Raw genomic sequence first — 25,947 nt, 5'->3', positions numbered from 1 at the left:
CAAAACCGAACCCGTTAACATAATTCCGGGCGTTTTTCATTATTTTAAGTTCTCTGGATTTAAAGCTTCTAATTCAGCTACAACGAAGCGTCCGTCTTTACGGATGAGTACGTCGTCGAAGTAAATTTCGCCGCCGCCGTATTCAGGGCGTTGGATGCATACTAAATCCCAGTGAATGTTCGAGTTGTTACCGTTCCATGCATCGTCGTAAGCTTGTCCAGGAGTGAAGTGGAAGCTGCCATCGATTTTTTCATCGAATAGGATGTCTCCCATTGGATGTAAGATGTATGGGTTTACGCCGATTGCGAACTCACCAACGTAGCGTGCGCCTTCGTCTGTATCGAAGATTTTGTTAATGCGTTCTGAATCGTTTGCAGTTGCTTCAACGATTTGGCCGTTCTCGAACTTAAGTTGTACATTTTCAAATGTATAACCGTTGTAAGGAGATGGTGTGTTGTAAGAAACTGTACCGTTAACAGAATCACGAACTGGTGCAGAGTATACTTCACCGTCTGGAATGTTTAAATGACCGGAGCATTTAATTGCTGGAATGTCTTTAATAGAGAATGTTAAGTCAGTTCCAGGACCAGTTAAACGAACTTTATCTGTTTTATTCATTAATGTAACAAGGCTGTCCATCGCCTTATCCATTTTACCGTAGTCTAAGTTACATACTTCAAAGTAGAAGTCTTCGAAAGCTTCTGTACTCATTTTAGCAAGCTGTGCCATAGAAGCATTTGGGTAGCGAAGAACAACCCAGCGTGTTTTTGGAACGCGAATGTCTCTATGAACTTTTTTACCAACTGTTTGGCCATGAACTTTCATACGCTCACTTGGAACGTCAGCTTGTTCATTAATATTATCGCCAGAGCGAAGGCCGATATAAGCGTCCATGTCTTTCATTACGCTTGCTTCATATGCAGCGATTTGTTCGAAATGTTCTTCAGTAGCACCCATTAATAAAGAGCGATCTACTTGATGATCTTTTAAAGAGACGAATGGGAAACCACCAGCTGCATATGCTTCTTTTACAAGTGCAGTTACAAGTTCTTTTTGTAAGCCAAAGTTTTCAATTAATACTTTTTCACCTTTTTGTAAGCGGATAGAGTAGTTAATTAAATTGTATGCTAACTTTTCAATACGTGGATCTTTCATATGTAAAGCCTCCCTACTAATTATGTATCCTCTCCTATTGTAACCTACTTAGTGGAATTTGTTGAATGATTTATGTTACAGTTAACGAATAAGTATGAAAATTCTAATGATGAGATAGGGATTAGAATGAAACGGAAAATGATTGTATAATAGGGGAAAGTATGAAAAAGATAAAGGAAGTGATGAAATGCAAGTTCTTTTATATGTAAGTGCGGCTATTATCGCGGTTGCTTTCGCAGTATTAGTAGTGTATGTATGTAGAACGTTGTTATCGGTTCAGAAGACGTTAGAAAACGTTGCAAGCACGTTAGAAGGTTTAGAAAAACAAATGCAAGGAATTAGCGTAGAGACAGAGCAATTATTACATAAAACGAATGCGTTAGCTGATGATATTCAACAGAAGTCACAGTCATTAAATAAAGTGGTAGCGGGTGTAGATGGGATTGGAACGACAATCCAATCTTTAAATACGAAGCTTCGTAATGTATCAGACTCTGTAACGGACGAAATTGAAAATAACGCTGATAAAGTAGCGCAAGTTGTACAGTGGAGCAGTGCGGCGATTGAAGTATACAATCATTACCGTGCGTCGAGACAAGAGAAGAAGGTTGAAAAAGAAGAGCGTAAATTAGAAAGAATTGAGAAAAAAGCTGAAAAGAAAGAGAAACGCTCTAGATTTCGTATGAGAGGTGAATCGTGATGAATATGACAAAACTTGAAACAATTGAAGAGCTTGAAGTCTTAGTAGAAAAGAACGAGCCGTATGTTCTTTTTAAACACAGTACGACATGCCCAATTAGTCACGGTGCATACACAGAATTTCAAGCGTATTGCAGCGAAGAAAGAGAAGTACCAGCGTATTACTTATACGTACAAGATGCGAGAGATGTGTCAAATCGTGTTGCAGAACAATACAGTATTAGACATGAATCACCGCAAGTGTTATACATAAAAGATGGGATGGTAGTATGGAATACATCTCATTGGAATATTAAAAAAGATGCTTTAGAAGAGAATATAAAGTAAAAAGAAGCAAGCTAAAGGTGCTTGCTTCTTTTTTTTGTTTTTGTTGAAATATATTTAGTGGTACACTATTAATAGTTCAAACTAAATAACTAGATTGTTGAAAGTAGGTTTTAAGTAATGAAGAAAATGGCATTATCCTTCGCAGTCGTAAGTTTATTACTGGGAGCTTGTAGTAACAATAGTAATACGATTAGTAAGAAGGATGAAGTTATACAAAAAGATACAAAAGAAAAAAGTATGATTCCGAGAACTGCTGTTTCTAAAGATTATTATAGAACTGTTATTCCTTTAAAAGAACAAAAGGTTATTAATACAGCTAATATAAAAACAAATTCTAAATTAGATTTAGCAGAGTATGAAAATGGTTTAATAAATATTGCAACGCAGCAATTTGATACAGAGAGTCACGTACTGCAATTAAACCAGTATATTCCAGAGAAACTAATTGATGAACTAGTTGCGAAAGTAGAAGCGCCAGTTTTGACAAATATTATAGAACAAGATTATTTCGGAAAACAGAATTCAAATGAATTAAGTTTATCTGGTGTTATGATTGGCTTAGCTATGTCTTCAAGTGTATCGAATGAAGAGGCTATGTCTAAAGGGACTGAAGTTGCTAAACAACTTATTGAAGCTATTAACAAAAATGATAAATATAACAAATCTCCAATTACGTTTGCTATCTTTAAGCAAGAAAGTACAAGTTCTTTAAAAAATGGTACGTATATTGCTAGTGCTACTGTTCAAAAGAATGATACGAACCTTGGAAATTGGAGTACGATCGATGAAAAGTCGTATTCATATCCTTCTGATGAATTTACACAAGCACATGGAGAAGATAATACAAAAATAAATAACTTTGCTAAGGAAATAAAAGGTTTTTCTAATGGAGATTTTATTCCAGTCAACGCTAAAGTTTCTTATAAGAAAGATCAAATGGATACATTAAATATGAATATTGTTATTAAATATAACGGTAAAACAGAATTAATGGCTCTTACCCAATTGGCTGCTCAAGGCATGTTAGACAAATTGCCTAAAGATGCGAAAGTACAATTACAGATCAAGTCCGAGAGTAAAATTGAGGCCGTTATTATAAAAGAGAAAAACAGTGATAAACCGTTTGTTTCCTTCTTGTAAAAAAAGACAGTATGTAAACTGTCTTTTTTTTATTTTAAATGAAAATATATAATGTTTTTTGATAGTAATTCCTTGCTGTATATCGTGTGACAATCGTATATGTATCAGCTATAATAAATTATCTTAAAAAAGTAACATATAGGAATTTGAAAGAGGTGGCTTTCTTATGGCATCACAACAATTAGGTCGTTTACGTTCTGAAATTGATCAACTTAATTTACAAATATTAGAGTTACTAAACGAAAGAGGTCGTCTCGTACAAGAAGTTGGTAATTTAAAAGAAGTACAAGGTGTGAAACGTTTTGATCCTGTACGTGAAAGAAATATGCTGGATTTAATTGCAGAGAATAATAATGGTCCATTTGAAACTTCGACTTTACAACATATTTTCAAACAAATTTTTCAAGCTGGTTTAGAATTACAAGAAGACGATCATCGTAAAGCATTACTTGTTTCTCGTAAGAAAAAAACAGAAGATACGATTGTTGAAATTAATGGTGAAAAAATTGGTGACGGAAATCAGCATTTTATTATGGGACCGTGTGCAGTGGAAAGTTATGAACAAGTACGTCAAGTTGCTGAAGCAATGAAAGGGCAAGGTCTGAAATTAATGCGTGGTGGTGCGTTTAAACCACGTACTTCACCGTATGATTTTCAAGGTCTTGGATTAGAGGGATTACAAATTTTGCGCCAGGTAGCAGATGAATATGATTTGGCTGTTATTAGTGAAATTTTAAATCCGAATGATATTGAGATGTCATTAGATTACGTTGATGTTATTCAAATTGGCGCTCGCAATATGCAAAACTTTGATTTGCTAAGGGCAGCTGGTGCTGTGAATAAACCAGTATTATTAAAACGTGGTCTATCAGCAACGATTGAAGAATTCATTAATGCGGCAGAATATATTATGGCAAAGGGAAATGGGAACATTATTTTATGTGAACGAGGTATTCGCACGTATGAAAGAGCGACGCGTAATACGCTTGATATTTCCGCTGTGCCGATTTTAAAGAAAGAAACACATTTACCTGTCGTTGTCGATGTAACGCATTCTACAGGGCGACGTGACCTTCTCTTACCAACTGCAAAAGCAGCGATGGCAATTGGTGCAGACGCAATTATGGCTGAAGTACATCCCGATCCAGCTGTAGCTTTATCTGATGCAGCGCAACAAATGAATATACCGCAGTTCAATGATTTTATGAATGAATTAAAATCATTTGGAAGTAAATTATAAAAACTTTTAATGAGCTGTTCCAAAAAGGCATTTTGGAACAGCTTTCTCCTATTGTATAGCGACTGTCATTGTCGATTTTTGTTGGTAAGTTGATATATTTAAAAAATCGCTGATATAATTAGAGTTGCGGTCGATATATTTGGAAAATCGCTGATATATTTCGAGTTACAGTCGATATATTCGAAAAATCGCCGATATAAATTTCATTTACTATCGTACTGCTTAAAATAAGATTTCTACTAAGGAAACATCTATTTTTTTACAAAAAATGCCCTTTTTTCATAAAAAATACGAAAATACGAGAAAAGAAGCGAATTTTTTCGAAACTTTTGCGGGAAAATATTGTATGAGCCTGCGTTTTTATCGTATCATTAGTAAAAGGAAGAACTCGGGACGATTGGTGGCATCTGCAAATAGAGTTGATGTCTTTTTTTCATTCAAGTAACCGATACATAAAAATAGATAACAAAAATAGAAGGAGTGTGCGATGAGATGAACGTAACAATATATGATGTAGCGCGTGAAGCGAACGTTTCAATGGCTACCGTATCACGCGTTGTGAACGGTAACCCAAATGTAAAGCCTACAACAAGAAAGAAAGTATTAGAAGCAATTGATCGTTTAGGATACCGCCCAAATGCGGTAGCACGTGGACTAGCAAGTAAGAAGACAACTACAGTAGGTGTTATTATTCCTGATATCTCAAATACGTTTTATGCAGAACTAGCTCGTGGAATTGAAGATATCGCAACAATGTACAAATATAACATCATTTTAAGTAACTCTGACCAAAACAAAGAGAAAGAGTTCCATTTATTAAATACGATGCTTGGAAAACAAGTGGACGGAATTGTTTTCATGGGTGAAGATATTACAGACATTCACATTGAAGAATTTAAAAAATCTCCAGTACCAATTGTATTAGCAGCATCATTTGATGAGCAAAATGAAACGCCATCAGTAAATATTGATTATACACAAGCAGCTTATGATGCAATGAAGCACTTTATCGAGCAAGGACATAAACGTATCGGTTTCGTCTCTGGTCCTTTCATTGATAAAGCGGGAAGCGCGAAGAAGTTACAAGGTTATAAAAAAGCTTTAGAAGAAGCAGGTATTTCATATGATGAAAATCTTGTAATCGATGGAGATTACACATATGACTCAGGTATCGAAGCATTCGAAAAGCTTTGGAGCAATGATGAAAAGCCAACAGCAATCTTCGTATCTTCTGATGAAATGGCACTAGGTGTAATCCATGCAGCACAAGACGCTGGATTAAACGTACCAACTGACGTAGAAGTACTTGGTTTCGATAATACACGCCTTGCATTAATGGTTCGTCCGCAGCTTTCAACAGTTGTTCAACCGATGTATGATATCGGTGCAGTAGCAATGCGTCTATTAACAAAGTATATGAACAAAGAAAAAGTGGAAGATCACACTGTTATCTTACCTCACCGTATCCAATTTAGAGATTCAACGAAGTAAGTATAAAAAAGCTCACAGCGATTGCTGTGAGCTTTTATTCGTATTCAGGATAGTATTTTTGTACGACTGCATTTACCATTTCGTCTTTCTTAACGTGTAAAAATCTTGCATACAATTCTTTTCCAGTTTCAAATGGGGTATCGTCTAATTCAAACACATGCAATAGTTTTCGAAACGTCCATGTTATTTGCTGGCCGTACTTATTATCGTACGTATGCTCAGACTGTATAGCGATTTGTTCGCCTAGTGCATGAGCTTCTTCCAAACTGTTTGCTTTAACAAGAATAATACTTTCTTCAAAAAGTGTATCGTGATTCTCTTCATAATACTCATCAATTTTCGTAGAATCAGGCTCACTAGAATGAACAGACTCAAACAATAATTTTACAGCGTACATATTATGCTGCATGGTTCACTTTATAAATAATACTTGCGACAAGCGAAGCAGGTATTGTAAATACGTTACTTTGATAATGGTAATGTACTTGGGATTCTTCATAAGACATGTTGTCATATAGTTCGTTTTGTGAGACACTCATTTTTTTCTGTTTTTCTTTGAGCATTTTAATGTAGTTGTACTGTATTGGGACGAGAATGATGAAATAAGCTAATACGATTAGTGAAATCCAAATCATTATGAACACTCCCTTATAAAGAATATTTCTATATAACAATTATATCAATAAAAAGAAAAAATAACCATTTTTTTGTTGGAGCTAATTTTCTTCTAAAAATGCAAACAGTTCCTTTTGGTTTTTTAAATTGTGATCAATACATGTTCGAGCAACATATTTCAATCCTTGTAATAATGCATCTACGTGAAAAGTATCATAATGAATTATATTTCCCTCTACCATCGTTTCGTCTTTTTGCAAGTTAATTGATATTTTTAGTACAGTTATATTACTTTGTAAATTTACAACTTCGATGTAAAAAAACTGTTTGTCTAAGTCAATCGTAACATAATCGAATCGTTCGGATAGCTCTAATTTATATGTAGTAGTATATTCCAAATGAAAGCCTCCTTATTGTATAAGTGTATGTTATAATGCCTTCGCTATAGATGGGGCTATTCCTTGTTATATGTCACATAAGTGCAAATTTAACTATTATAGGGCAATGTCATGTATAATAGAAAGAAAAGGCTTGTGAGGGGGGAAAAGAGATGATCGTTCTTTGGATAATTACGCTTTGTATGACTGCTATTTTTGCATATATGACGTTAAAACAAAATGGTTTAAAGCGATTTGTTCCAGGAAGTATTCTTGCAGGAATTGCCCTTATCACGTATGTAATTTCTATTTTTATTGAAAGTGTATCAGTAGATATGAGCACAAGTTTAATGTTTATTGGTATTACACTATTTGCAGGTAGCATTATGGTACTTATGGTTGCTGGTATTATTTTATTTATTCATATGAATTCGGAAACGTTATAGCATATAGAAAAGGCATGTCCCGAGGGGACATGCCTTTTTATCCGTTCAATTATGCTCTATCTTTAGAAGAGTTTTGCTGTTTTAGTAAGTCGCGAATTTCGCCAAGAAGTTCTTCTTCTTTTGTTGGTTCTGGAATTTCTTCCTCTTTTTCTTCTTCTTTTTTAGATGTTAGTTTGTTGAAAACTTTAACAAACATAAAGATAGAAGCTGCGATAATTAAGAAGTCAAAAATTGTTTGGATGAAGTTACCATACATAACAGCAGATTTACCGTATCCAAAGTGTAAACTTGTAAAGTCAACGCCACCTAATACCATACCAAGTAATGGTGTGATGATATCTTTTACTAAAGAACTAACGATTTTACCGAATGCAGCACCGATTACAACCCCGACAGCTAAATCAACGACATTCCCTTTGAAAGCGAATTTTTTAAACTCGTTCCACATGTGTTAATCCCATCCTTTCCACGATTCATTATGAAATTTATAATTCCTATCAACATATTCTATAGAAATTTACGAGAGAAATAAAGAGGGAATGGGAATGAAAGTAAATTCTGAAAAATGTATCCGTTTTAATTTTTGTTTACATCATCTAGTAAAGATTGTAGCATTTGCTGCGTTTTTAATCCTTCTAATCCATCTACAACAGGCTTTGTATCGCCTTGTACACACTCAATAAAATGATGAACAGCATCTTCAAAACCACGTTGTTTTAACGTCGTATCCCATGATGGGGAACCACTTTGTGAAACTGAGTTTTCCTGTTCAATTTCAAATGTATTCATATTTTTTACGCGAATGATTTTCCCTGGCGTTACAAGTTCAATTTGTTCTAAATTTGTACCGGCATGGCGATGCATTGCAGTAGAAAGTAACAGTCCACTTGGAGTTGTATATGTATGATGTCCGTAAAGAAGTTCATTCTTTTCATTGATTTGCATCATATTGTGAACGGCGTTAAGGTCATCATTAGCTAACCAGCGAGCGGTATCTACAATGTGTAAATAATCATCTAACATAGTGAAGTCGTACGTATATGGCCCGACTTTATTTGTACGATGCTTTTCAATTCGAATCCATGAAATATCATTAGCCTGTTCTTTGGCAGCGACATACATAGGAACGAATCTGCGATTAAATCCGACCATTAATTTTCGGTTATACTTCTCGCTTAACTCGACTAGTTGCTCAGTTTGTTCCACTGTAGCTGCTAGCGGTTTATCAACATAAACGTCGATCCCTTTTTTTAGAAGTTCAGAAACGATTTCATAATGCGATGCAGTTGAACTATGAACGAAGATTGCATCGCATTCCGAAGCTAACATTTCAATAGAATGAAAGTCTTGAATTCGGTATTGCTGGCAAACTTGTTTTCTTTTCTCTGCGTTAGGTGTAAACGCCCCTACAAAATTCCAATCAGTTTCTTTTGTAAGTGTTGGAAGATAGGCCTTTTGCGCAATACTTCCAAGTCCAATCATCCCAATTTTAGGTTTGTTCATGTTTATTCCCACCCTATTAATATTAATGTAACGGCTTAAATGTAGCATAGGGTGGGGGAGGAAGGCAAAAATTAGCTTTTTACTTACGGCCTTCTAACAAAATCTTCTCTATCTCCTCAAAGTGATGAGCGCGAGCATGCTCTAGCGGGGTAACACCATCATTGTCTGGAATATTTACATCTGCACCGTGCTCAATAAGAAGGCGAATGACTTGTTGCTGTGTTTCGTTTCCGTTACTTAGTACGATGGCTTCCATTAAAGCTGTCCATCCCAGGTTATTTACATGATTTACATCAATATTTGTTCGAGTGAGGAGTTCTTTTATGACGTCAATATAGCCATGTTCTGAAGCTGGGATAAGAGCTGTTCCGCCGTAACGATTTGTAATCGTAGGATCTGCACCAGCATCAATTGTTAGTTTTAAAATGTCTAAGTAACCTTCCGCACCGGCGTATAGAAAGGGATTATTTTTCATGTCATCTTGAATATTTACGTCAGCACCGGCTTTGATAAGCGCCTTTGCGGTTTTTACATCATTTTTGTATGTAGCAATCATAAGCGGAGTGCGTCCTTGACTATCCGTCGCATTTATATTTGCGCCTTGTTTTAGTAAAGATATAACAGTATTCGTTTCATTTTTTTCAGTAGCTGCTAGTAGTGCAGTCTCCATGTTTGCCATCTCCTTTTTTACTTCTTGTTCTTGCGAGCATCCTTGTAAAAAAATTACGCAACATATCATACTGAATGTTTTTTTGAACATGGAATTTCAACCTCCTAATTTCAACTGTAAAATAGGAACATTAAATTTTTATAAACTGACGCTAAAATTACTATAAAATCGCTTGAGTAATTGAACATATATTTTTATGCTTATAAATAATAAGGTTTGATAAAGTGAGGATTTAAGATATGTCTATTAAAACAAGGTTTTTATTTTCTTATATTGCTGTTATCCTCGTTTCCATTACGCTTATATTAGTCGCGGGATTTTTAATCGTTTTTTCGATAACAGGTGACTTGGAAGCAGTGAAAAATTTCTATAAAAGTTCTTATATTCAAAAGCCGCTTACACCAGAAGAAGAGAATGCCTATCTTGAGTTGAAGTCAGCAGCTAAACAGCATCAATCTCAATTGTTAGATGAGTCGTTTGTCTCAGCAATAGAAAAAGAGGGTGTGAAAATAGTAGTAAGAAAAGGAGAAACACTTTCATATGCTTCAAACGTATTTGAAAGTGTATCTTTAAAAGAAGCCCTTCCGAAATTTGAATCAGCAAATATTAATAGTCGTGGTACAACGGAACTAGGCGATACATTTTATCGATATGTAAAGTTTGATTTTTATTTTCCTCAGGAAGAAGAGGGAAGTATATTTGTATTAAAAAAGCAAAGTTCATTTGTAGATCTTACACAAAAATTATTTCCAATCTTATTTGTATCTCTCTTACTACTAGCCATTTTACTCATTGGATTATTAAGTTACCTCGTTTCAAGAAGTGTAATAAAACCAATTTTTGTATTGAAAGGCGCAACGGAGAAAATTAAAGAAGGAAATTTAGATTTTCAAATACCAGTTACATCACACGATGAAATAGGGCAATTAAATCAAGGATTTGAGGAAATGAGGAAGAGATTAAAAGAATCGATAGAGATGCAAACACAGTATGAAGAAAATAGAAAAGAGCTTATTTCAAACATCTCTCATGACTTAAAAACACCGATTACATCAATTATCGGATATGTAGAAGGAATAAAGGACGGGGTAGCAAATACGCCAGAAAAAATGGATAAGTATTTAACAACTATCCATACGAAAGCAAGACATATGGATACACTTATTGATGAATTATTTTTATTCTCAAAGCTCGATTTGAATCGAGTTCCCTTTCAGTTTAAAACGGTTGAATTGAATACGTTTATGCAAGAGTTAATCGAAGAGATGCAAATGGATTTAAGTAAAGAAGGTATAGAAGTTAACTTACAATTACATGCATCACCAATATATGTAACGGCTGATTGCGAAAAAATCAATAGAGTTATATCAAATTTAATTCATAATAGTGTGAAATACATGGATAAAGAAGAGAAGAAAATTACTGTAATAGTATCGAGTGATAATAATAAAGTTATTGTGAAAGTGATGGACAATGGATCAGGTATAGAATCTGATACGCTACCTTATATCTTTGAACGTTTTTATCGTGCAGAACAATCGCGGAATTCTAGCACAGGTGGAAGTGGACTTGGTTTAGCAATAGCGAAGCAAATTGTTGAAGAACATGGCGGGAAAATTTGGGCGGAAAGCGAGCTTGGTAAAGGCACAAGCATTTTCTTCTCATTGGAAAAAGTAGAGGAATGTGGTGAGTAAATTGAAAAGAATTTTACTAATAGAAGATGAAGTAAGTATTGCAGAATTACAGCGAGATTATTTAGAAATTAATGATTTCCAAGTTGATGTAGAGCATTCAGGAGAAATAGGTTTACAAACAGCCTTGCAAGAAGACTATGATTTAATTATTTTAGATATTATGCTTCCGAAAATGAACGGATTCGAAATTTGTAAACAAATACGTGCTGTAAAAGATATTCCGATTCTACTTGTTTCAGCAAAAAAAGAAGATATAGATAAAATTCGCGGACTCGGATTAGGAGCGGATGATTATATAACGAAACCGTTTAGTCCGAGTGAATTAGTCGCAAGAGTAAAAGCGCATATTGCCCGTTATGAAAGATTATTAGGAAATGTAAGTAAGCAACGTGATACGTTATATATTCACGGAATTTCTATCGATCAACGAGCGAGAAAAGTTTTTATAAACAATGAAGAAGTGGCATTTACAACGAAGGAATTTGATTTATTAACATTCTTTGTAACACATCCAAACCAAGTATTAAATAAAGAACAGTTATTTGAACGCATTTGGGGACTAGACTCAGCTGGTGATTTAGCTACTGTTGTTGTTCACATTAGAAAACTACGTGAAAAAATTGAAAGAGATCCTGCTCACCCGCAATATATTGAAACAGTATGGGGAGCTGGCTATCGTTTTAATGTGTAGGGAACCTGCCGAGTAATTGGCAGGTTTTTTGTATGTTATTCGAATGAAAAGGAAGGAATAGGTAATTTATGTTAAAATGTAAAGAGAAACAAAACAGAGGAGAGCATGAGGAGTGAGCTATATGTTGGGGGATATATTAAAAGATAATAAATCAAATAAGACTTTAAAGATTGGAACTAATATCGTACTTATCTTATTGATTATTGGTGCAATACAAATGTTTTATGATGAAGATTCTACGAATGATCATTTCGGTTGGTTCTTTTTTGCGGTCTTTTGGGTAATTAAAAGCATTTCTAGCTCTAAGGTAAGTTTAAAAGATAGAGATAAAAAGTCGGTATTACTTGATGTGGGTTTAGTTGTTATTTCTTTTGTTTTTTTAGTTGTTTTTAGTGTGAAATATTTCATTTGAAAAAAGCTCATAGTCGTATAGAGGCTATGAGCTTTTTGTCAGTGTTTAGTTTTTCTTAATAATAATGGTAATAACGATTTATAAAATGTTTGAGTAGTAGAAGTAAACTGAGCAGCTTCTTCTAAAAAAGGATAATGGTTGCTGTTTTCGAATGGAATGAAGATAGAATTACGTATCCCATCATGTATCTCGATAGAATATTGAATTGGGCACTGTACATCATATCTTCCGCATATAATAAGTGTCTTTGTTTGGATGGAAGGTAAATTCTCTCTTAAATCAAATGAAGGATATTCATTGGCGAAAGCATTCATCCGGCTAATGGACATTGTTTTATTGATTGGTTTACAAAAATAAGAGTTGTAGTTTTCTGGTTTATACAATGATAATTTTGTTCTCTTAGTAGATAGTTCTTTCCGTTCTTCATTTGTAAGGTGAGGGCTTTTTAAGTTTTCGATGAGTCTTTGCATATAATGAAACTGTGGATGTGCTGGGTGATAAATGCAGAATGGTGTTTCGGTATAGTTACTTGCTGCAGCTCCTGCTACGACTAATGATTGTAAGGAATGTGGATATGTAATGGCATATAAAAGTCCAAGCATACCACCTGTTGAATGGCCAGCGAAATGCCATGTTGGAAGTTGTAATGCTTCTCGTATGGCTTCCAAGTCGTGGATTGTTTCAATCATGCTTAATTCTTTTTCTGAATTGGCTTTTAACGAGTTACCAGCGTCTCGTAAATTAATGAGAAATACACGATGCGTAGCAGTAAAAACATCCGCAAAGTAATCACCAGTTTCATTAAATTGTGAATAGTGATGTGTAATACAAAGCGATTCGCCATCTCCTTTTGTAAAGAGTTCAAATGTACCACGTTTCGTGTGGATCATTTGTCGTTTCCACATAATATCACTACCTTTTCTCATAAAAGTTGGGCCAGGCTGTTATGAAATGAAAATATATCGGCGCATTTCGAAATATATCAGCGATTATTAAAATATATCGACTTACCGACAGAAACCGACAATAAATAAAAGGAGGCTATTCAAAAACGAGCCTCCTTTTCGTTTAGTACAAAGATTTTGTCATATTATTCCGAATGATTTCAAGGGATTTCGCTACAGTTAATGCGTTTTTTTCTTCAATTTCTGGTTTACGGGGGATAGGTTTATACATGTTGTCTGGATCTTCCCATGTGAGGGGAAGTTCTGTTTCTGCTTGTCCTTTCCAAGCTTCAATCCATTCTGGAGGGAGATAACCTGAGATGTTTTGGATGTTGTTCATTTCGAGCCAAATGAGTGCCCAAGCTCTTGGAACGACGCGCCAGTGATCATAGCCACCGCCACCGACAGCGATCCAGCGACCGTCGCAATATTCATTTGCAATTTCACGAGCGAGCTTCGGTATTTCACGGTAAATATTCATTGTCGCACAAAGATGTGTAAGTGGGTCATAATAATGTGCGTCAGCACCATTTTGCGTTAAAATAATATCCGGTTTAAAGTACGCTGCAACTTCTTTTACAACAGTTCGATATGATTTTAAGAACGATTCATCTTCTGTAAAAGCATCGAGTGGAACGTTAAAAGAATAACTATAGCCATTACCTTGTCCGCGTTCATTTACAGCGCCAGTTCCAGGAAATAAATAGCGACCAGTTTCATGTAATGAAATTGTGCATACGTTAGGGTCATCATAAAACGACCACTGTACGCCATCACCGTGATGAGCATCTGTATCAATATATAAGACGCGTAAACCGTATTTCTTTTGAATATATTTCATTGCGATAGAACTGTCGTTATAAATACAAAAGCCAGATGCTTTGCCGCGAAAGCCGTGATGTAAGCCGCCGCCCAAATTAAGTGCGTGTTTTACTTTTCCGGAAAGAACAGCATCGACAGCTGTTAACGTACCACCAACGAGCAATGCGCTTGCTTCGTGCATATTTGGGAACATCGGTGTATCTTCTGTTCCGAGTCCATATGTCATCGCAATTGATTTTTCTAACTTTCCTTCTCCAGCACGTTTTACCGCATTTATGTACTCCTCTGTATGAACGTAGGCGATCTCTTCATCTGTAGCCATCCGTGGTGAGATGATTTGAGAGGGAGAGATGAAACCGCCCTTTTGTAATAAATCATACGTAAGTGTGACGCGCAGTTGGTTAAAAGGATGATCAGGGCTAAATGAATAGCCCCGAAAGTCATCCGAATAAATAAACGCGCTACTCATGCTTGCATCCCCATGATGTTTGGCCATAATACGCGGTAGCCTTCTGCTTCAAGTGCATCAATCACTTTTAGAGGATTCATCGTTTGAATACGGAAAACGAGTACTTTATCATTCTCGTCTTTTGCTGGATAGACGAGAACGCTCACGATATTTATTTGTAAATCACTAAAAATAGCAACGACTTTTCCAAGAATACCAGGTTCGTTTTTTACTTGAATTTCAATTTGCGAACTTGGTTGATGTGCTCCTGTTAATTTTACTAACGTGTGTAATACTGTAGATTCAGAAATGATTCCAACTAACTTCCCGGCCTTTGTAACAGGAAGACAGCCAATTTTATTTTCAAAAAATAAAGTAGCAATTTCCTCAACAAAATCGAGAGGATGGCAAGTCATAACAGGATGTTTCATAATAAGTTCGAGCGGTTGCTGTAGCATATCGAGTGAAACTTGTTCATCTAGAATAGACGGACTTGCATCTCTTACATCCCGATCAGAAATAATGCCTACGACGTGATTATTTTGATCGACAATTGGAATGTGCCGAATGCCTTTCGTGCGTATCGTTCGGATTGCTGTTTCGATTGTATCGTTTGGATGTAATGTAACTACATTTTGATTCATAATTTCTTCTACAATCATTCCAGTTGCCCCCTTTATTAATACATAAAACGATTGTGAAAACGTAGACGATCAAAAGCTTGAATAGAATCCGTATCAATGCGTTTACCGATGCGGACCATTAAACAGTTGGCAGGATGTGAACAAATTTCAGGATCGTCTGTAGCCATCCATTGTAACCCGCCAGCATTCATCATCTTCTCCATTACTTTTCGGTATTCCCACACATTCAATCCTGTTTGTTTCAAATCCCAGTGCCAATAATATTCAGTCGTCAATATAATGTAATCTTCCATATAATCGTCCATCATAGAAACCTCTAGTAAGTTCTTTCCGACAGAACTCCCACGGAAGGCTGGGACTACTTCAATTGCCCCAAGCTCAATTAAGTTTTCCATTTTTCCTTCTGACCATCGTTCAAGTGGATCAGGATACAAGTATGTAACATATCCAACAATTGTTTGGTCATGTCTAGCAATAATGAGACGAGCTTCTGGTAATTTAGAAATTTCGACAATTGCTTTATATTGTTGCTCGGCAGGACGAAACGCAATTAAGTCTGGATGAAACTCATACATTTCTAAGTTATGTGTAGAGACAGGACCTTCAATAATTAAAGTGCCTTTCGCTGTTTTTAAGTTTCTAGCATTATATATTTTTTTATGAATCAATGTATTGCTCACCACCTTGAGGGTTTGTGAATCTATTAATATCGTACTTTATAATATATGCGATGTGAATCGAAATTTGTCATTAAAAATTTGTCTAAAAATCAACAAATATACTGAAAATTTTAAATAATGTCATTATAATAGATAATAGAATACATAGGAGGGGGATGTAAAGTATGAAAGTAGAAACGCTTCCTGTCATTAAAGGAGAAAATAATTTGCCGAATTATAATGAGGCATACGCGAATTTTAACTGGGAAGAGGTTAATAAAAACTTTACTTGGAATGAAACAGGCCGAGTAAATATGGCGTATGAGGCAATTGATAAGCATGCGAAATCCGATCGAAAGAATAAAGTAGCTCTTTATTATCAAGATGGATCGCGAAAAGAGAAATATACATTTAAGGAAATGAAGGATTTTTCTAATAAAGCAGGAAACGTCCTTAAGAATTATGGCGATGTAGAAAAAGGCGATCGCGTTTTTATTTTTATGCCACGTTCTCCAGAGTTATATTTCGCACTTTTAGGTGCAGTGAAATTAGGAGCAATTGTTGGACCGCTATTTGAAGCATTTATGGAAGGCGCAGTTCGCGATCGCTTAGAAGATAGCGAAGCAAAGGTGTTAATTACAACGCCTGAATTATTAGAGCGCGTACCATTAAATGATTTACCGGCTTTAAAAACAGTTTTCCTTGTTGGAGATAATGTAGAAGAAGGCGGTAAAACGGTAGCGTTCAATCCGTTATTTGAACAAGCTTCAAAAGAATTACATATTGAATGGTTAGGCCGTGAAGACGGTTTGATTCTACATTACACGTCTGGTTCTACTGGTAAGCCAAAAGGTGTGCTTCATGCGCAAAACGCAATGGTTCAGCACTATCAAACGGCGAAGTGGGTATTAGATTTAAAAGAAGACGATGTATATTGGTGTACTGCTGACCCGGGCTGGGTAACTGGAACAGCTTACGGTATTTTCGCACCGTGGTTAGTTGGAGCGTCAAACGTTATTTTAGGTGGACGCTTTAGTCCAGAAGCTTGGTATGAAGCACTGCAAGATTACGGTGTGACGGTTTGGTACAGCGCACCAACAGCATTCCGTATGTTAATGGGAGCTGGACAAGACGCAATTAAAAAATATGACTTATCACAAGTTCGTCACGTATTAAGCGTTGGTGAGCCGTTAAATCCAGAAGTAATTCGCTGGGGTATGAATGCATTTGGACTTCGTATTCATGATACGTGGTGGATGACAGAAACAGGTGGACAAGTAATTTGTAACTACCCTTGTATGGAAATCCGTCCAGGTTCAATGGGGAAACCAATTCCAGGTGTGAAAGCAGCGATTGTTGATAATGAAGGAAATGAAGTACCTCCTTACACAATGGGTAACTTAGCAATTGCGAAAGGTTGGCCATCTATGATGCGCGGGATCTGGAATAACCAGCAAAAATATGAATCTTATTTCATGCCGGGAGATTGGTACGTATCAGGTGACTCTGCTTATATGGATGAAGATGGATACTTCTGGTTCCAAGGACGTATTGACGATGTAATTATGACGTCAGGTGAGCGCGTTGGTCCGTTTGAAGTAGAAAGTAAATTAATCGAGCATGCTGCTGTTGCAGAAGCTGGTGTAATTGGTATTCCTGATCCGGTGCGCGGCGAAATTATTAAAGCATTTATCGCACTTCGAGCAGGATACGAACCATCTGATGAATTAAAAGAAGAAATTCGTCAATTTGTAAAGAAAGGCCTAGCAGCTCATGCAGCGCCACGACAAATTGAATTTAGAGATAAATTACCGAAAACGAGAAGTGGTAAAATTATGCGCCGCGTATTAAAAGCGTGGGAGCTGAATTTACCAACAGGTGACTTATCAACGATGGAAGATTAAGAGAGAAAGGTCTGAACGAAAAATGTTCAGGCCTTTCTTTTTTATGATATCATGAACTCATATATATAAGTTAAAGGGGATAGTATGATGAAAACAGAAAAGGAAAAGATGATACTAGGAGAAATGTACATACCGGCTGATCCAGTTTTAGTACAAGAAAGAGAGCAAGCACGTATATTAACGAGAAAATTAAATGATACGCCAGAAGAGCAATTGAAAGAGCGTAGCGAAATCGTAAAAGAATTATTCGGAACGACAGGAGATAATATTCATCTTGAATCTTCTTTTAGATGTGATTACGGCTATAACATTCATGTCGGTGAAAATTTTTACGCGAACTTTGACTGTACAATTTTAGACGTATGCCCGGTAACAATCGGAGTGAACTGTATGTTAGCTCCAGGTGTTCACATTTATACAGCAACGCACCCGCTTGATCCGGTAGAGCGTATAAGCGGATCAGAATACGGAAAACCAGTTACAATTGGCGATAACGTATGGATTGGCGGGAGAGCAATTATTAATCCAGGTGTAACAATTGGAGACAATGCGGTGATCGCATCTGGTGCTGTCGTAACGAAAGATGTACCTAATAATGTAGTAGTTGGCGGGAATCCTGCAAAGATTATAAAAAAACTAAAATAATATTTGAACGAAGTGCCTTCCTCGTCTGTATACATTTATGAAAGAATAGATGAGGGAGGCTTTTTTATTTCTAATAAATTACTTCTTGCTTTTGCTTTACTTGGAATTATAGTCGTATTTTCTTGTGGTCTTTTCTTACCGATACCAATTGGATATAGAGTATCAATGCTTACAGCTGGAGTTATAATGAGTGTTGTGTTTTCAATCATTATTCCATTTGATAGAAAACATATAGTACGGAAAAATGGATATAAAATTGATTTTACAAAAACAAAAGTGTATTTTCGCTGGAATGTATTTGACACTATTTCTGTCTGCCTTGCGTTGTATGCATGCATATGTGTGCAAGCGTTAAATACTTTAGTTGCAATGGGATTTACGATTCAAAACCCATATGTGCAATTTTTTACAAATCAATCACAATTGTGGATTTTTATTGCGATTGCATATTTAATTTCCCGTATTTCATTAACGTTAAAAGGAATAAAGGAGATCAAAAATCATGGCGCAGATTGGGATTGAGGAGGAGCTCATGCTTGCGTATCAAAGTGGAGATAAACAAGCGGGAGAAAGACTATATGTTTTAATCAAACCAGCGCTATACACATTTTTATATCGATTTAACCGAGATGAACAATTAAGTATCGATCTTGTGCAAGATACGTTTTTGACGCTAGAGCGTAAGAAACATATGTATGAACTTGAAAAAGGTAAAATAAAAACGTATTTATTTCAAATTGGTTATCGTCTTATGATTAATAAATTAAATAGGAGAAAAAAGTGGCTTACGCTTTTGCCATTTTTAGTGCCGATTCCGGAAAAAGAATTTTCTCACGAAGATCGGCTCACAGTAAGAGAAGCAATTTTGAAAGTTCCAGAAGAGCAAAGAGCGGTCCTAATCCTTTCTTATTATCATGACATGCAGCAAAAAGAAATTGCAGAGATATTAAACATTCCGATTGGAACGGTGAAATCGAGACTTCATAACGGGATAAAGAAATTGAAACAATTGCTGGAGGTGGACGAAATTGAGCGAAAATCCCTTTAAGAGTGAATATAAGTTAAAGCAACATTTAGATAGTGATCATGTAGAAATACCAGACTTTCCAAAAACGGTAAGTCGATTCGATCGATTAATCGGGTTTCTTGGTTCCCCAACGAAAGATCCTGTGGAGGCGACCATTGGGAATGATTTATCGATTGTGTTTCATGTATCGTTATTAGTTGGGGTTCCAATTCTTTCTCTTATTACGATACTCTTTATGGTGTTGTAAAGGATTGACAAGAAGGGAAACCTGACCTCTATTTGACATGCCTATATAAATGATGGTATAAAGAAAAGTATATGAATAATTGAGCGTGGAAAGGGAGAAGTAGTGATCATTTCCCTGTTTTAGAGAGCTGATGGCCGGTGAAAATCAGCACATAGATGATCGCGAATTACGCCCCTAGAGCATCTTTTTTCGATTGAATTGTATTCAAAAGGGAAAAGACGGTGCTAAGCCGTTATGTAAATAAGGTGGTAGGCTTTTTTTTGCCTGCAACTAGGGTGGTAACGCGATAATCAAAATCGTCCCTTATTTGAAGGGGCGATTTTTTTATGTTTTCAACCTTCACGCCAGTAATGAACTTAAAGGAGAGTATGTAGGATATGGGTATTTTACAAGATCTTGAATTTCGCGGTCTAATTAATCAGCAAACAGATGCTGAGGGACTTGAGCAATTATTAGAAAAAGAAAGCGTTAAATTATACTGTGGTTTCGACCCGACAGCAGATAGCTTACACATCGGTCATATGTTACCAGTATTAATGTTACGTCGTTTCCAATTAGCTGGTCATCAACCAATCGCACTTGTTGGCGGTGGTACTGGTATGATCGGTGACCCAAGTGGTAAAAAAGCAGAGCGTACATTAAATACGAAAGATACAGTTGCTTACTACACAGAAAGCATTAAAAACCAACTTTCAAACTTCTTAGAGTTTGAAAACGTGGACAACCCAGCAACGATGGCTAATAACTATGACTGGCTTGGTAATTTAGATGTCATTTCATTCTTACGCGATATCGGTAAAAACTTCGGTTTAAACTATATGTTAGCAAAAGATACGGTAGCATCTCGTTTAGAAACTGGTATTTCATTCACTGAGTTCAGTTACATGATTTTACAATCATACGACTTCTTAAACTTATACCAACAACATAATTGCCGTCTGCAAATCGGTGGTAGTGACCAATGGGGTAACATTACAGCTGGTCTTGAATTAATCCGTAAATCAGAAGAAGATGCGAAAGCATTCGGTTTAACAATTCCACTAGTTACTAAATCTGACGGTACGAAGTTTGGTAAAACAGAAGGCGGCGCAATTTGGTTAGACCCAGAGAAAACAACTCCTTATGAATTCTACCAATTCTGGATTAACACAGATGACCGTGATGTTGTTAAATACTTAAAATACTTCACATTCTTATCTCATGAAGAAATTCTTGAGCTTGAAAAGCAAGTAGCTGAAGCGCCAGAAAAACGTGCAGCACAAAAAGCATTAGGTGCAGAAATGACAAAACTTGTTCACGGCGAAGAAGCATTAGAACAAGCGATTAAAATTTCAGCTGCATTATTCAGCGGTTCTGTAGCAGAACTAACTGCAAGCGAAATCGAACAAGGATTCAAAGACGTACCATCTGTAGAACGTACTGCAGAAGATACAGTATTAATCGACTTACTTGTAGAAAGCAAAATCTCTCCATCAAAACGTCAAGCACGTGAAGATGTAACGAACGGCGCAATCTACGTAAACGGTGAGCGTACACAAGCATTAGACTACGTTGTAACAGAAAACGACCGCATCGAAGGTAAATTCACAATCATTCGCCGCGGTAAGAAGAAATATTTCTTAATTCGTTACTAATAAATAAAAAGCTTTGAGGAAATTCCTCAAAGCTTTTTTGTTTTAATCTCCTTTTCGAGTTCATACGGAAATCACATGTAAGCGGTATGATAAACGTATAACAATTAGAAAGGAGTGGTAAAACGAAATGTCACTAGAAGCTTTGATTATTTTTTCTTTGCTAAACGCGGGTCAACTTGCAGAGAATTCGAAGGTTGATATACATAAAGAGCAGAAAGATGCTTATGTATATGTTCAAAAAGAGGAAAATAAATAAATTTATTTTATATATAAACTTCAAAAGCCAATCCATTGGATTGGCTTTTTGTCAGGTTGTTGGAAAAAGAGCGTATATTTTTCTCTTTTAAACATTAACTAAAATTTGTTCATAGCATGAAATAATAAGTGCTTCCAGATCTTTCAAGTCATTAACGTTATCAATAAAAATTCTACTCACTCCCTGTGATTTTGGGGCTTGTTCAACCACAAAATTAGGGCATAGCTGTTTAGTAGCTTCTAAATCGAGTCTTACAACTAAGGATTTTGCATCTCCATCAAGGAAGAGACGTATAAACCATTTTGTGATTACACGATTCATGATACAAAAATAACTAATGGTATCTTTATATTTGAGGTTACTGATATCTCTTTGATGCTCAGTTAAAATCTCTTTAACAATGTTAAATGCGGTTAGTTCATTTTCTGTAGTGAAAACTCTATCTGTTTTGTCTTCTTTGTTAATGTCTTCAATTATTTCGGTAGAAGCAGCTGCAACTAGGCTTGTTTCTATTTTCCCCGATGTTTTTGTTTCTTTTGATGTTAAACCATCACTAATTATTTCTAATAGTGTTCGATTAATTGCTTTTTTAACGATTGGTCGGAATCGCTCTAAAACGTTATTTGTAATTCTAGTTGAGCTAAAGTCTCTAATTAGAAACCGAAGGAAGTCATCTGAAGGATTTTTAAATAATTCTTTAATTGTAGAGTTTAAATTGGTCATATAAATAAGCTCTTCGGCATATTTTACGATTTCTTCAGCTTCAAAATTTTCTTTTGTAAAAGTTTCAATCGTTTCAATATCTAAATTAGTTAAATTATCCACACTGAATGTGAAGAAAGGTTTTTCATCCATCACATTGTCATTTGTTAAATCAGTATAAAACTTGTATTCTACACCATTAGTTAGTACCCCTACTTTGATATCAGGTAAGGCATTGAAATATCTAGATAGTTGCGCATCGTGTTTAAGGAGATTTTCTGTTACAGATTTTGCCTCGATTAAAATAATTGGAACCCCATTTTTAAAAACCGCATAATCGACTTTTTCTCCCTTCTTAGTTCCGAAGTCTGCAATATACTCAGGTCTAACTTCTAAAGGGTTAAAAACGTCATAACCTAGCTTTTGAAGAAAAGGGATAATTAATGATTGCTTGGTCATTTCTTCATTAGTTATGTACTCTTTTCGTTCTAAAATTTGGTTAGCTATTTTGTTTATGTCATTTCTAAATTCCATATTAATGTCTCCTCGTTATAAAGTTTAAAAATCTTTAATATTATTGTTATTCCGTGAAAATTCATAATATAACAGAGTTCTTTATGGAAATAGGGAGGTTATTCCTTTTGTTTTAGATGCGAGTATAGGTTATTGGAATTTTTATGTTACGTGGGATATAAAAATATGGTGAGAATTGAAAAAAGCCAATCCACAGGATTGGCTTTTTGTCATTAACGAGAGTAGAACTCTACGATTAATGCTTCGTTGATTTCAGCTGGTAACTCAGCACGCTCAGCGTGACGAGTGTAAGTAGCTTCTAATTTGTCAGCATCGAAAGTTAAGTATTCTGGTACGAAGTTGTTAACTTCGATCGCTTCTTTAACAACAACAAGGCTGTTAGATTTTTCGCGAACGCTGATAGTTTGACCAGGTTTTACACGGTAAGATGGGATATCTACGCGAGCGCCATCAACCATGATGTGACCGTGGTTTACTAATTGGCGAGCTGCACGACGAGTGCGAGCTAAGCCCATACGGTAAACTAAGTTGTCAAGACGAGCTTCAAGAAGGATCATGAAGTTTTCGCCGTGCTTACCAGGCATTTTACCTGCTTGGTCAAATGTGCGACGGAATTGACGCTCAGTCATGCCGTACATGTGACGAAGTTTTTGTTTCTCTTGTAATTGTAAACCGTATTCTGAAAGTTTCTTACGTTGGTTAGGACCGTGAGGACCTGGTGCGTAAGGGCGTTTTTCTAATTCTTTTCCTGTGCCGCTTAGAGAGATTCCAAGACGACGAGACAGTTTCCAAGCTGGACCTGTATAACGAGCCATAGTTGACTCCTCCTTTAAAAATGTTTTTATTTACGTAAAATAAAAACAGACGTAATCGATATTTACGGGCATTTTGTTTTCATGTACCTTCGCTCCAGCAGCAGGGAGTTACGAGATACACCTCCGTAGAGGAACAAAATACAAACGATAAACTCACATTACAAGGCTGCCTTTTTATTTTACACAAACGCTATTATATCTTTTACCCAGAGTTTCGTCAAGCGAGTACGTTTTTGTTTTATGCATATAAATTTTGGAAATTAATATAAGAAGGAATTTAAAACAATATAGAAGAAGAGATAGAAACACAAATAAAACGCTTACATAAAATGAAGTAAAACGTTCATCAAATTTTTATGGATGAATATGCGGCAATAAAAACATAAGGGGGATGTTTTTATGAAAAAGAAGCATATGGAGACAGCGTTAATTCATCACGGTTATACACCTGAGGAACATAAAGGAAGTTTAACACCACCTTTATTTCAAACTTCTACATTTACATTTGAGACTGCGCAGCAAGGAGAGGCGAGTTTTGCGGGAGTGGATCCATCTTATATTTACTCACGGCTTGGAAATCCAACTGTGAAATTATTTGAAGAACGTATGGCGGTGTTAGAAGAAGGAGAAGAGGCACTTGCCTTCGGATCTGGTATGGCAGCTATTTCAGCGACTTTAATCGGTTTTTTAAAGGCTGGAGATCATATTATTTGTTCAAATGGATTATACGGATGCACGTACGGTTTTTTAGAAGTGTTAGAAGAAAAATTTATGATTACGCATTCGTTTTGTGATATGGAAACAGAGGTTGATATTGAAAATAAAATTCGCCCAAATACAAAGCTTATTTTCGTTGAAACACCAATTAATCCGACAATGAAATTAATTGATTTAAAACAAGTGATTCGGGTTGCAAAGCGAAATGGCTTACTTGTTATTGTTGATAATACATTTTGTTCACCTTATTTACAAAAACCGCTTGAGCTTGGCTGTGACGCTGTTGTGCATAGTGCGACAAAATATATTGGTGGTCACGGTGACGTTGTAGCGGGCGTAACAATTTGTAAAACGAAAGCATTAGCTGAAAAGATTCGCCTGATGCGAAAGGATATTGGCGGTATTATGGCACCGTTTGATGCGTGGTTATTATTACGCGGGTTAAAGACGTTAGCAGTAAGAATGGATCGTCATTGTGATAATGCAGAAAAAATTGTATCGTTCCTAAGAAAACATGATGCGGTAGAAGGTGTTTGGTATCCAGAAGGGGAGTTAGCATCTCGTCAAATGAAACGCGGGGGCGGTGTTATTTCTTTTTCAGTAAAAGGCGGAAAAGAAGAGACGCAAGCGTTTATTAATGATCTTCACTTTATTACAATTGCGGTGAGTTTAGGAGATACAGAAACGTTAATTCAGCATCCAGCAACGATGACGCACGCTGCGATTCCAGCTGAACTAAGAAAAGAAATGGGCATTTTCGATAATTTAATACGCTTATCAGTCGGTTTAGAATCGTGGGAGGATATCGTTTCTGATTTAGAGCAGGCATTAAAGAAAATATCTACTGTAAATCAATGAAAAAAGAGTGAGCTATCGGTTTTGTACAGGGCGTACTAAATCGATAACTCGCTCTTTTCTTTTTACATATGTTTTAGGAGTGTTTCCACAAACTTTTCTAAATAGCGCTGATCTACTTCATCAAAACGATTCTTTTCAGGACTATCAATGTCAAGTACACCAATGACAGCTCCTTCTTTCACAATCGGTACAACGATTTCTGAATTAGAAGCACTATCGCAAGCGATGTGACCTGGGAATTGGTGAACGTCTGCTACAAGCTGTGTTGTTTTCGTTTCAGCTGCTACGCCGCAAACGCCTCGTCCAAATGGAATGCGTACGCAAGCAGGCATTCCTTGGAACGGTCCAAGGACAAGCTGATTTCCTTCTGTTACGTAAAAGCCAACCCAATTAACGCGATCTAAAAATTGGTTTAATAATGCGGACGCATTTGATAAGTTTGCGACTACGTTTGATTCGCCAGTTAATAACGCATCCAGTTGTTTAATTACTGTCTCATATTGCTGCACGCGAGATCCTGCATAACTTTCTTTAGTAAACATGGAAACAGCTCCTTTTTTATCGAGATGTGTAAAATATTAGCAAAATACGATGTATTTCACATGACTTTGTCGATAGAAAATTAAAGGAA

Annotated in this window: 31 protein-coding genes and 1 other annotated feature; of the genes, 17 read left to right on the top strand and 14 right to left on the bottom strand. The window is 36.1% G+C overall.

The genetic code is table 11. From position 1 onward, the window contains the following. Positions 1 to 39: 39 nt before the first annotated feature. Entirely contained in the window at positions 40 to 1,155 is a 1,116-nt protein-coding gene (locus V7S45_RS23180) for an aminopeptidase (protein WP_000654727.1), read from the bottom strand. 187 nt (positions 1,156 to 1,342) lie between these two features. Between V7S45_RS23180 and V7S45_RS23175 the strand changes: the two genes are divergently transcribed. From V7S45_RS23175 to ccpA, 5 genes are all read left to right on the top strand, one after another. Then, complete coding sequence (locus tag V7S45_RS23175) at positions 1,343 to 1,855, top strand: DUF948 domain-containing protein (protein ID WP_001197720.1); 513 nt, start codon at positions 1,343 to 1,345, stop codon at positions 1,853 to 1,855. Further along, a complete protein-coding gene (ytxJ, locus tag V7S45_RS23170) occupies positions 1,855 to 2,181 on the top strand; it encodes a bacillithiol system redox-active protein YtxJ (RefSeq protein ID WP_001057469.1) in 327 nt (108 codons plus the stop codon). The genes V7S45_RS23175 and ytxJ overlap by 1 nt, the downstream gene beginning before the upstream one ends. A gap of 117 nt (positions 2,182 to 2,298) precedes the next feature. After that, complete coding sequence (locus V7S45_RS23165) at positions 2,299 to 3,321, top strand: CamS family sex pheromone protein (RefSeq protein ID WP_000738025.1); 1,023 nt, start codon at positions 2,299 to 2,301, stop codon at positions 3,319 to 3,321. A gap of 166 nt (positions 3,322 to 3,487) precedes the next feature. After that, on the top strand, positions 3,488 to 4,561 hold the full coding sequence (locus tag V7S45_RS23160) for a bifunctional 3-deoxy-7-phosphoheptulonate synthase/chorismate mutase (RefSeq protein ID WP_000168209.1): 1,074 nt from the start codon (positions 3,488 to 3,490) through the stop codon (positions 4,559 to 4,561). Between the two features lie 492 nt (positions 4,562 to 5,053). Then, a complete protein-coding gene (gene ccpA, locus V7S45_RS23155) occupies positions 5,054 to 6,052 on the top strand; it encodes a catabolite control protein A (RefSeq protein WP_001103297.1) in 999 nt (332 codons plus the stop codon). 34 nt (positions 6,053 to 6,086) lie between these two features. On the opposite strand, the gene V7S45_RS23150 is transcribed toward ccpA, so the two are convergent. The 3 genes from V7S45_RS23150 to V7S45_RS23140 all read right to left on the bottom strand — a co-directional run bounded on the left by V7S45_RS23150 (position 6,087) and on the right by V7S45_RS23140 (position 7,065). Beyond that, positions 6,087 to 6,449: a DUF4288 domain-containing protein gene (locus tag V7S45_RS23150; RefSeq protein WP_002164415.1), complete on the bottom strand. Its 363-nt coding sequence runs from the start codon at positions 6,447 to 6,449 to the stop codon at positions 6,087 to 6,089. 1 nt (position 6,450) lies between these two features. Continuing rightward, positions 6,451 to 6,687, bottom strand: a complete 237-nt coding sequence (locus V7S45_RS23145; protein WP_000637903.1) for a DUF3949 domain-containing protein — start codon at positions 6,685 to 6,687, stop codon at positions 6,451 to 6,453. A gap of 81 nt (positions 6,688 to 6,768) precedes the next feature. After that, positions 6,769 to 7,065, bottom strand: coding sequence for a hypothetical protein (locus V7S45_RS23140; RefSeq protein ID WP_000456864.1), 297 nt, complete (start codon positions 7,063 to 7,065; stop codon positions 6,769 to 6,771). Positions 7,066 to 7,217: 152 nt separating this feature from the next. Here V7S45_RS23140 and V7S45_RS23135 point away from each other — a divergent pair, with 152 nt between their 5' ends. Then, positions 7,218 to 7,490, top strand: a complete 273-nt coding sequence (locus V7S45_RS23135) for a DUF3917 domain-containing protein (RefSeq protein ID WP_000636589.1) — start codon at positions 7,218 to 7,220, stop codon at positions 7,488 to 7,490. A 49-nt stretch (positions 7,491 to 7,539) separates the two neighbouring features. Here V7S45_RS23135 and mscL read toward each other — a convergent pair whose 3' ends face one another. From mscL to V7S45_RS23120, 3 genes are all read right to left on the bottom strand, one after another. Next, the gene (gene mscL / locus V7S45_RS23130) at positions 7,540 to 7,938 is read right to left on the bottom strand and encodes a large conductance mechanosensitive channel protein MscL (RefSeq protein ID WP_000267011.1); all 399 of its coding nucleotides are present in this window, start codon (positions 7,936 to 7,938) and stop codon (positions 7,540 to 7,542) included. Positions 7,939 to 8,066: 128 nt separating this feature from the next. Then, positions 8,067 to 8,993: a Gfo/Idh/MocA family oxidoreductase gene (locus V7S45_RS23125; RefSeq protein ID WP_342761506.1), complete on the bottom strand. Its 927-nt coding sequence runs from the start codon at positions 8,991 to 8,993 to the stop codon at positions 8,067 to 8,069. 79 nt (positions 8,994 to 9,072) lie between these two features. Continuing rightward, positions 9,073 to 9,753, bottom strand: coding sequence for an ankyrin repeat domain-containing protein (locus tag V7S45_RS23120; protein ID WP_000474105.1), 681 nt, complete (start codon positions 9,751 to 9,753; stop codon positions 9,073 to 9,075). Positions 9,754 to 9,902: 149 nt separating this feature from the next. Here V7S45_RS23120 and V7S45_RS23115 point away from each other — a divergent pair, with 149 nt between their 5' ends. The 3 genes from V7S45_RS23115 (at position 9,903) to V7S45_RS23105 (ending at position 12,460) form a co-directional block, all read left to right on the top strand. Continuing rightward, positions 9,903 to 11,357 carry a HAMP domain-containing sensor histidine kinase gene (locus V7S45_RS23115; protein ID WP_342761505.1) on the top strand — a complete coding sequence of 485 codons (1,455 nt, stop codon included), beginning with the start codon at positions 9,903 to 9,905 and terminating at the stop codon, positions 11,355 to 11,357. Between the two features lies 1 nt (position 11,358). Then, positions 11,359 to 12,048, top strand: a complete 690-nt coding sequence (locus V7S45_RS23110) for a response regulator transcription factor (RefSeq protein ID WP_001986686.1) — start codon at positions 11,359 to 11,361, stop codon at positions 12,046 to 12,048. 121 nt (positions 12,049 to 12,169) lie between these two features. Then, on the top strand, positions 12,170 to 12,460 hold the full coding sequence (locus V7S45_RS23105; protein ID WP_061457768.1) for a hypothetical protein: 291 nt from the start codon (positions 12,170 to 12,172) through the stop codon (positions 12,458 to 12,460). A gap of 38 nt (positions 12,461 to 12,498) precedes the next feature. On the opposite strand, the gene V7S45_RS23100 is transcribed toward V7S45_RS23105, so the two are convergent. The 4 genes from V7S45_RS23100 to acuA form a co-directional block, all read right to left on the bottom strand. Continuing rightward, positions 12,499 to 13,386, bottom strand: coding sequence for an alpha/beta hydrolase (locus tag V7S45_RS23100; RefSeq protein WP_025689087.1), 888 nt, complete (start codon positions 13,384 to 13,386; stop codon positions 12,499 to 12,501). Positions 13,387 to 13,528: 142 nt separating this feature from the next. After that, a complete protein-coding gene (gene acuC / locus V7S45_RS23095) occupies positions 13,529 to 14,695 on the bottom strand; it encodes an acetoin utilization protein AcuC (protein ID WP_000092826.1) in 1,167 nt (388 codons plus the stop codon). Next, on the bottom strand, positions 14,692 to 15,336 hold the full coding sequence (locus V7S45_RS23090; RefSeq protein WP_000634583.1) for an acetoin utilization AcuB family protein: 645 nt from the start codon (positions 15,334 to 15,336) through the stop codon (positions 14,692 to 14,694). Before V7S45_RS23090 ends, acuC begins: the two co-directional genes overlap by 4 nt. Positions 15,337 to 15,353: 17 nt before the next feature. Then, on the bottom strand, positions 15,354 to 15,986 hold the full coding sequence (gene acuA / locus V7S45_RS23085; protein WP_342761504.1) for an acetoin utilization protein acetyltransferase AcuA: 633 nt from the start codon (positions 15,984 to 15,986) through the stop codon (positions 15,354 to 15,356). A 176-nt stretch (positions 15,987 to 16,162) separates the two neighbouring features. On the opposite strand from acuA, the gene acsA reads away from it, so the two are divergent. The 7 genes from acsA (at position 16,163) to V7S45_RS23050 (ending at position 21,690) form a co-directional block, all read left to right on the top strand. After that, on the top strand, positions 16,163 to 17,881 hold the full coding sequence (gene acsA / locus V7S45_RS23080) for an acetate--CoA ligase (protein ID WP_342761503.1): 1,719 nt from the start codon (positions 16,163 to 16,165) through the stop codon (positions 17,879 to 17,881). An 84-nt stretch (positions 17,882 to 17,965) separates the two neighbouring features. Then, on the top strand, positions 17,966 to 18,526 hold the full coding sequence (locus tag V7S45_RS23075) for a maltose acetyltransferase domain-containing protein (protein ID WP_002026426.1): 561 nt from the start codon (positions 17,966 to 17,968) through the stop codon (positions 18,524 to 18,526). Between the two features lie 66 nt (positions 18,527 to 18,592). Then, on the top strand, positions 18,593 to 19,048 hold the full coding sequence (locus tag V7S45_RS23070) for a hypothetical protein (protein ID WP_000066434.1): 456 nt from the start codon (positions 18,593 to 18,595) through the stop codon (positions 19,046 to 19,048). After that, positions 19,029 to 19,574, top strand: a complete 546-nt coding sequence (locus V7S45_RS23065) for an RNA polymerase sigma factor (RefSeq protein ID WP_342761502.1) — start codon at positions 19,029 to 19,031, stop codon at positions 19,572 to 19,574. The genes V7S45_RS23070 and V7S45_RS23065 overlap by 20 nt, the downstream gene beginning before the upstream one ends. Next, positions 19,555 to 19,800: a hypothetical protein gene (locus V7S45_RS23060; RefSeq protein ID WP_001293787.1), complete on the top strand. Its 246-nt coding sequence runs from the start codon at positions 19,555 to 19,557 to the stop codon at positions 19,798 to 19,800. Before V7S45_RS23065 ends, V7S45_RS23060 begins: the two co-directional genes overlap by 20 nt. 77 nt (positions 19,801 to 19,877) lie before the next feature. Further along, positions 19,878 to 20,107 (top strand) — a binding site (T-box leader). A gap of 70 nt (positions 20,108 to 20,177) precedes the next feature. Further along, the gene (gene tyrS / locus V7S45_RS23055) at positions 20,178 to 21,434 is read left to right on the top strand and encodes a tyrosine--tRNA ligase (protein WP_025689079.1); all 1,257 of its coding nucleotides are present in this window, start codon (positions 20,178 to 20,180) and stop codon (positions 21,432 to 21,434) included. Between the two features lie 127 nt (positions 21,435 to 21,561). Next, a complete protein-coding gene (locus V7S45_RS23050) occupies positions 21,562 to 21,690 on the top strand; it encodes a hypothetical protein (protein WP_000050940.1) in 129 nt (42 codons plus the stop codon). Between the two features lie 87 nt (positions 21,691 to 21,777). On the opposite strand, the gene V7S45_RS23045 is transcribed toward V7S45_RS23050, so the two are convergent. Further along, the gene (locus V7S45_RS23045; protein ID WP_342761501.1) at positions 21,778 to 22,926 is read right to left on the bottom strand and encodes a type I restriction endonuclease; all 1,149 of its coding nucleotides are present in this window, start codon (positions 22,924 to 22,926) and stop codon (positions 21,778 to 21,780) included. A gap of 212 nt (positions 22,927 to 23,138) precedes the next feature. Beyond that, on the bottom strand, positions 23,139 to 23,741 hold the full coding sequence (gene rpsD / locus V7S45_RS23040; protein WP_000135315.1) for a 30S ribosomal protein S4: 603 nt from the start codon (positions 23,739 to 23,741) through the stop codon (positions 23,139 to 23,141). 399 nt (positions 23,742 to 24,140) lie between these two features. On the opposite strand from rpsD, the gene megL reads away from it, so the two are divergent. Then, positions 24,141 to 25,316, top strand: coding sequence for a methionine gamma-lyase (megL, locus tag V7S45_RS23035; protein ID WP_025689072.1), 1,176 nt, complete (start codon positions 24,141 to 24,143; stop codon positions 25,314 to 25,316). A 62-nt stretch (positions 25,317 to 25,378) separates the two neighbouring features. Here the strand turns inward: megL and V7S45_RS23030 are convergent, their stop codons facing one another. Then, positions 25,379 to 25,858 (bottom strand): GAF domain-containing protein, encoded by a 480-nt coding sequence (locus tag V7S45_RS23030; protein ID WP_000494340.1) that lies wholly within the window; start codon positions 25,856 to 25,858, stop codon positions 25,379 to 25,381. Between the last annotated feature and the right edge of the window lie 89 nt (positions 25,859 to 25,947).

Source organism: Bacillus sp. BR3(2024) (genome assembly GCF_039134555.1).
Lineage (GTDB): Bacteria > Bacillota > Bacilli > Bacillales > Bacillaceae_G > Bacillus_A > Bacillus_A cereus.
This window is presented reverse-complemented; position numbering and strand designations above follow the sequence as displayed.

What these genes read in the sequence shown, in the direction of transcription:
- V7S45_RS23180 (WP_000654727.1), bottom strand. Translation starts at nt 1,155, where the DNA reads ATGAAAGATCCACGTATTGAAAAGTTAGCATACAATTTAATTAACTAC.
- V7S45_RS23175 (WP_001197720.1), top strand. Translation starts at nt 1,343, where the DNA reads ATGCAAGTTCTTTTATATGTAAGTGCGGCTATTATCGCGGTTGCTTTC.
- ytxJ (WP_001057469.1), top strand. Translation starts at nt 1,855, where the DNA reads ATGAATATGACAAAACTTGAAACAATTGAAGAGCTTGAAGTCTTAGTA.
- V7S45_RS23165 (WP_000738025.1), top strand. Translation starts at nt 2,299, where the DNA reads ATGAAGAAAATGGCATTATCCTTCGCAGTCGTAAGTTTATTACTGGGA.
- V7S45_RS23160 (WP_000168209.1), top strand. Translation starts at nt 3,488, where the DNA reads ATGGCATCACAACAATTAGGTCGTTTACGTTCTGAAATTGATCAACTT.
- ccpA (WP_001103297.1), top strand. Translation starts at nt 5,054, where the DNA reads ATGAACGTAACAATATATGATGTAGCGCGTGAAGCGAACGTTTCAATG.
- V7S45_RS23150 (WP_002164415.1), bottom strand. Translation starts at nt 6,449, where the DNA reads ATGTACGCTGTAAAATTATTGTTTGAGTCTGTTCATTCTAGTGAGCCT.
- V7S45_RS23145 (WP_000637903.1), bottom strand. Translation starts at nt 6,687, where the DNA reads ATGATTTGGATTTCACTAATCGTATTAGCTTATTTCATCATTCTCGTC.
- V7S45_RS23135 (WP_000636589.1), top strand. Translation starts at nt 7,218, where the DNA reads ATGATCGTTCTTTGGATAATTACGCTTTGTATGACTGCTATTTTTGCA.
- mscL (WP_000267011.1), bottom strand. Translation starts at nt 7,938, where the DNA reads ATGTGGAACGAGTTTAAAAAATTCGCTTTCAAAGGGAATGTCGTTGAT.
- V7S45_RS23125 (WP_342761506.1), bottom strand. Translation starts at nt 8,993, where the DNA reads ATGAACAAACCTAAAATTGGGATGATTGGACTTGGAAGTATTGCGCAA.
- V7S45_RS23120 (WP_000474105.1), bottom strand. Translation starts at nt 9,753, where the DNA reads ATGTTCAAAAAAACATTCAGTATGATATGTTGCGTAATTTTTTTACAA.
- V7S45_RS23115 (WP_342761505.1), top strand. Translation starts at nt 9,903, where the DNA reads ATGTCTATTAAAACAAGGTTTTTATTTTCTTATATTGCTGTTATCCTC.
- V7S45_RS23105 (WP_061457768.1), top strand. Translation starts at nt 12,170, where the DNA reads ATGTTGGGGGATATATTAAAAGATAATAAATCAAATAAGACTTTAAAG.
- V7S45_RS23100 (WP_025689087.1), bottom strand. Translation starts at nt 13,386, where the DNA reads ATGAGAAAAGGTAGTGATATTATGTGGAAACGACAAATGATCCACACG.
- acuC (WP_000092826.1), bottom strand. Translation starts at nt 14,695, where the DNA reads ATGAGTAGCGCGTTTATTTATTCGGATGACTTTCGGGGCTATTCATTT.
- V7S45_RS23090 (WP_000634583.1), bottom strand. Translation starts at nt 15,336, where the DNA reads ATGATTGTAGAAGAAATTATGAATCAAAATGTAGTTACATTACATCCA.
- acsA (WP_342761503.1), top strand. Translation starts at nt 16,163, where the DNA reads ATGAAAGTAGAAACGCTTCCTGTCATTAAAGGAGAAAATAATTTGCCG.
- V7S45_RS23075 (WP_002026426.1), top strand. Translation starts at nt 17,966, where the DNA reads ATGATGAAAACAGAAAAGGAAAAGATGATACTAGGAGAAATGTACATA.
- V7S45_RS23065 (WP_342761502.1), top strand. Translation starts at nt 19,029, where the DNA reads ATGGCGCAGATTGGGATTGAGGAGGAGCTCATGCTTGCGTATCAAAGT.
- tyrS (WP_025689079.1), top strand. Translation starts at nt 20,178, where the DNA reads ATGGGTATTTTACAAGATCTTGAATTTCGCGGTCTAATTAATCAGCAA.
- V7S45_RS23050 (WP_000050940.1), top strand. Translation starts at nt 21,562, where the DNA reads ATGTCACTAGAAGCTTTGATTATTTTTTCTTTGCTAAACGCGGGTCAA.
- V7S45_RS23045 (WP_342761501.1), bottom strand. Translation starts at nt 22,926, where the DNA reads ATGGAATTTAGAAATGACATAAACAAAATAGCTAACCAAATTTTAGAA.
- rpsD (WP_000135315.1), bottom strand. Translation starts at nt 23,741, where the DNA reads ATGGCTCGTTATACAGGTCCAGCTTGGAAACTGTCTCGTCGTCTTGGA.
- megL (WP_025689072.1), top strand. Translation starts at nt 24,141, where the DNA reads ATGAAAAAGAAGCATATGGAGACAGCGTTAATTCATCACGGTTATACA.
- V7S45_RS23030 (WP_000494340.1), bottom strand. Translation starts at nt 25,858, where the DNA reads ATGTTTACTAAAGAAAGTTATGCAGGATCTCGCGTGCAGCAATATGAG.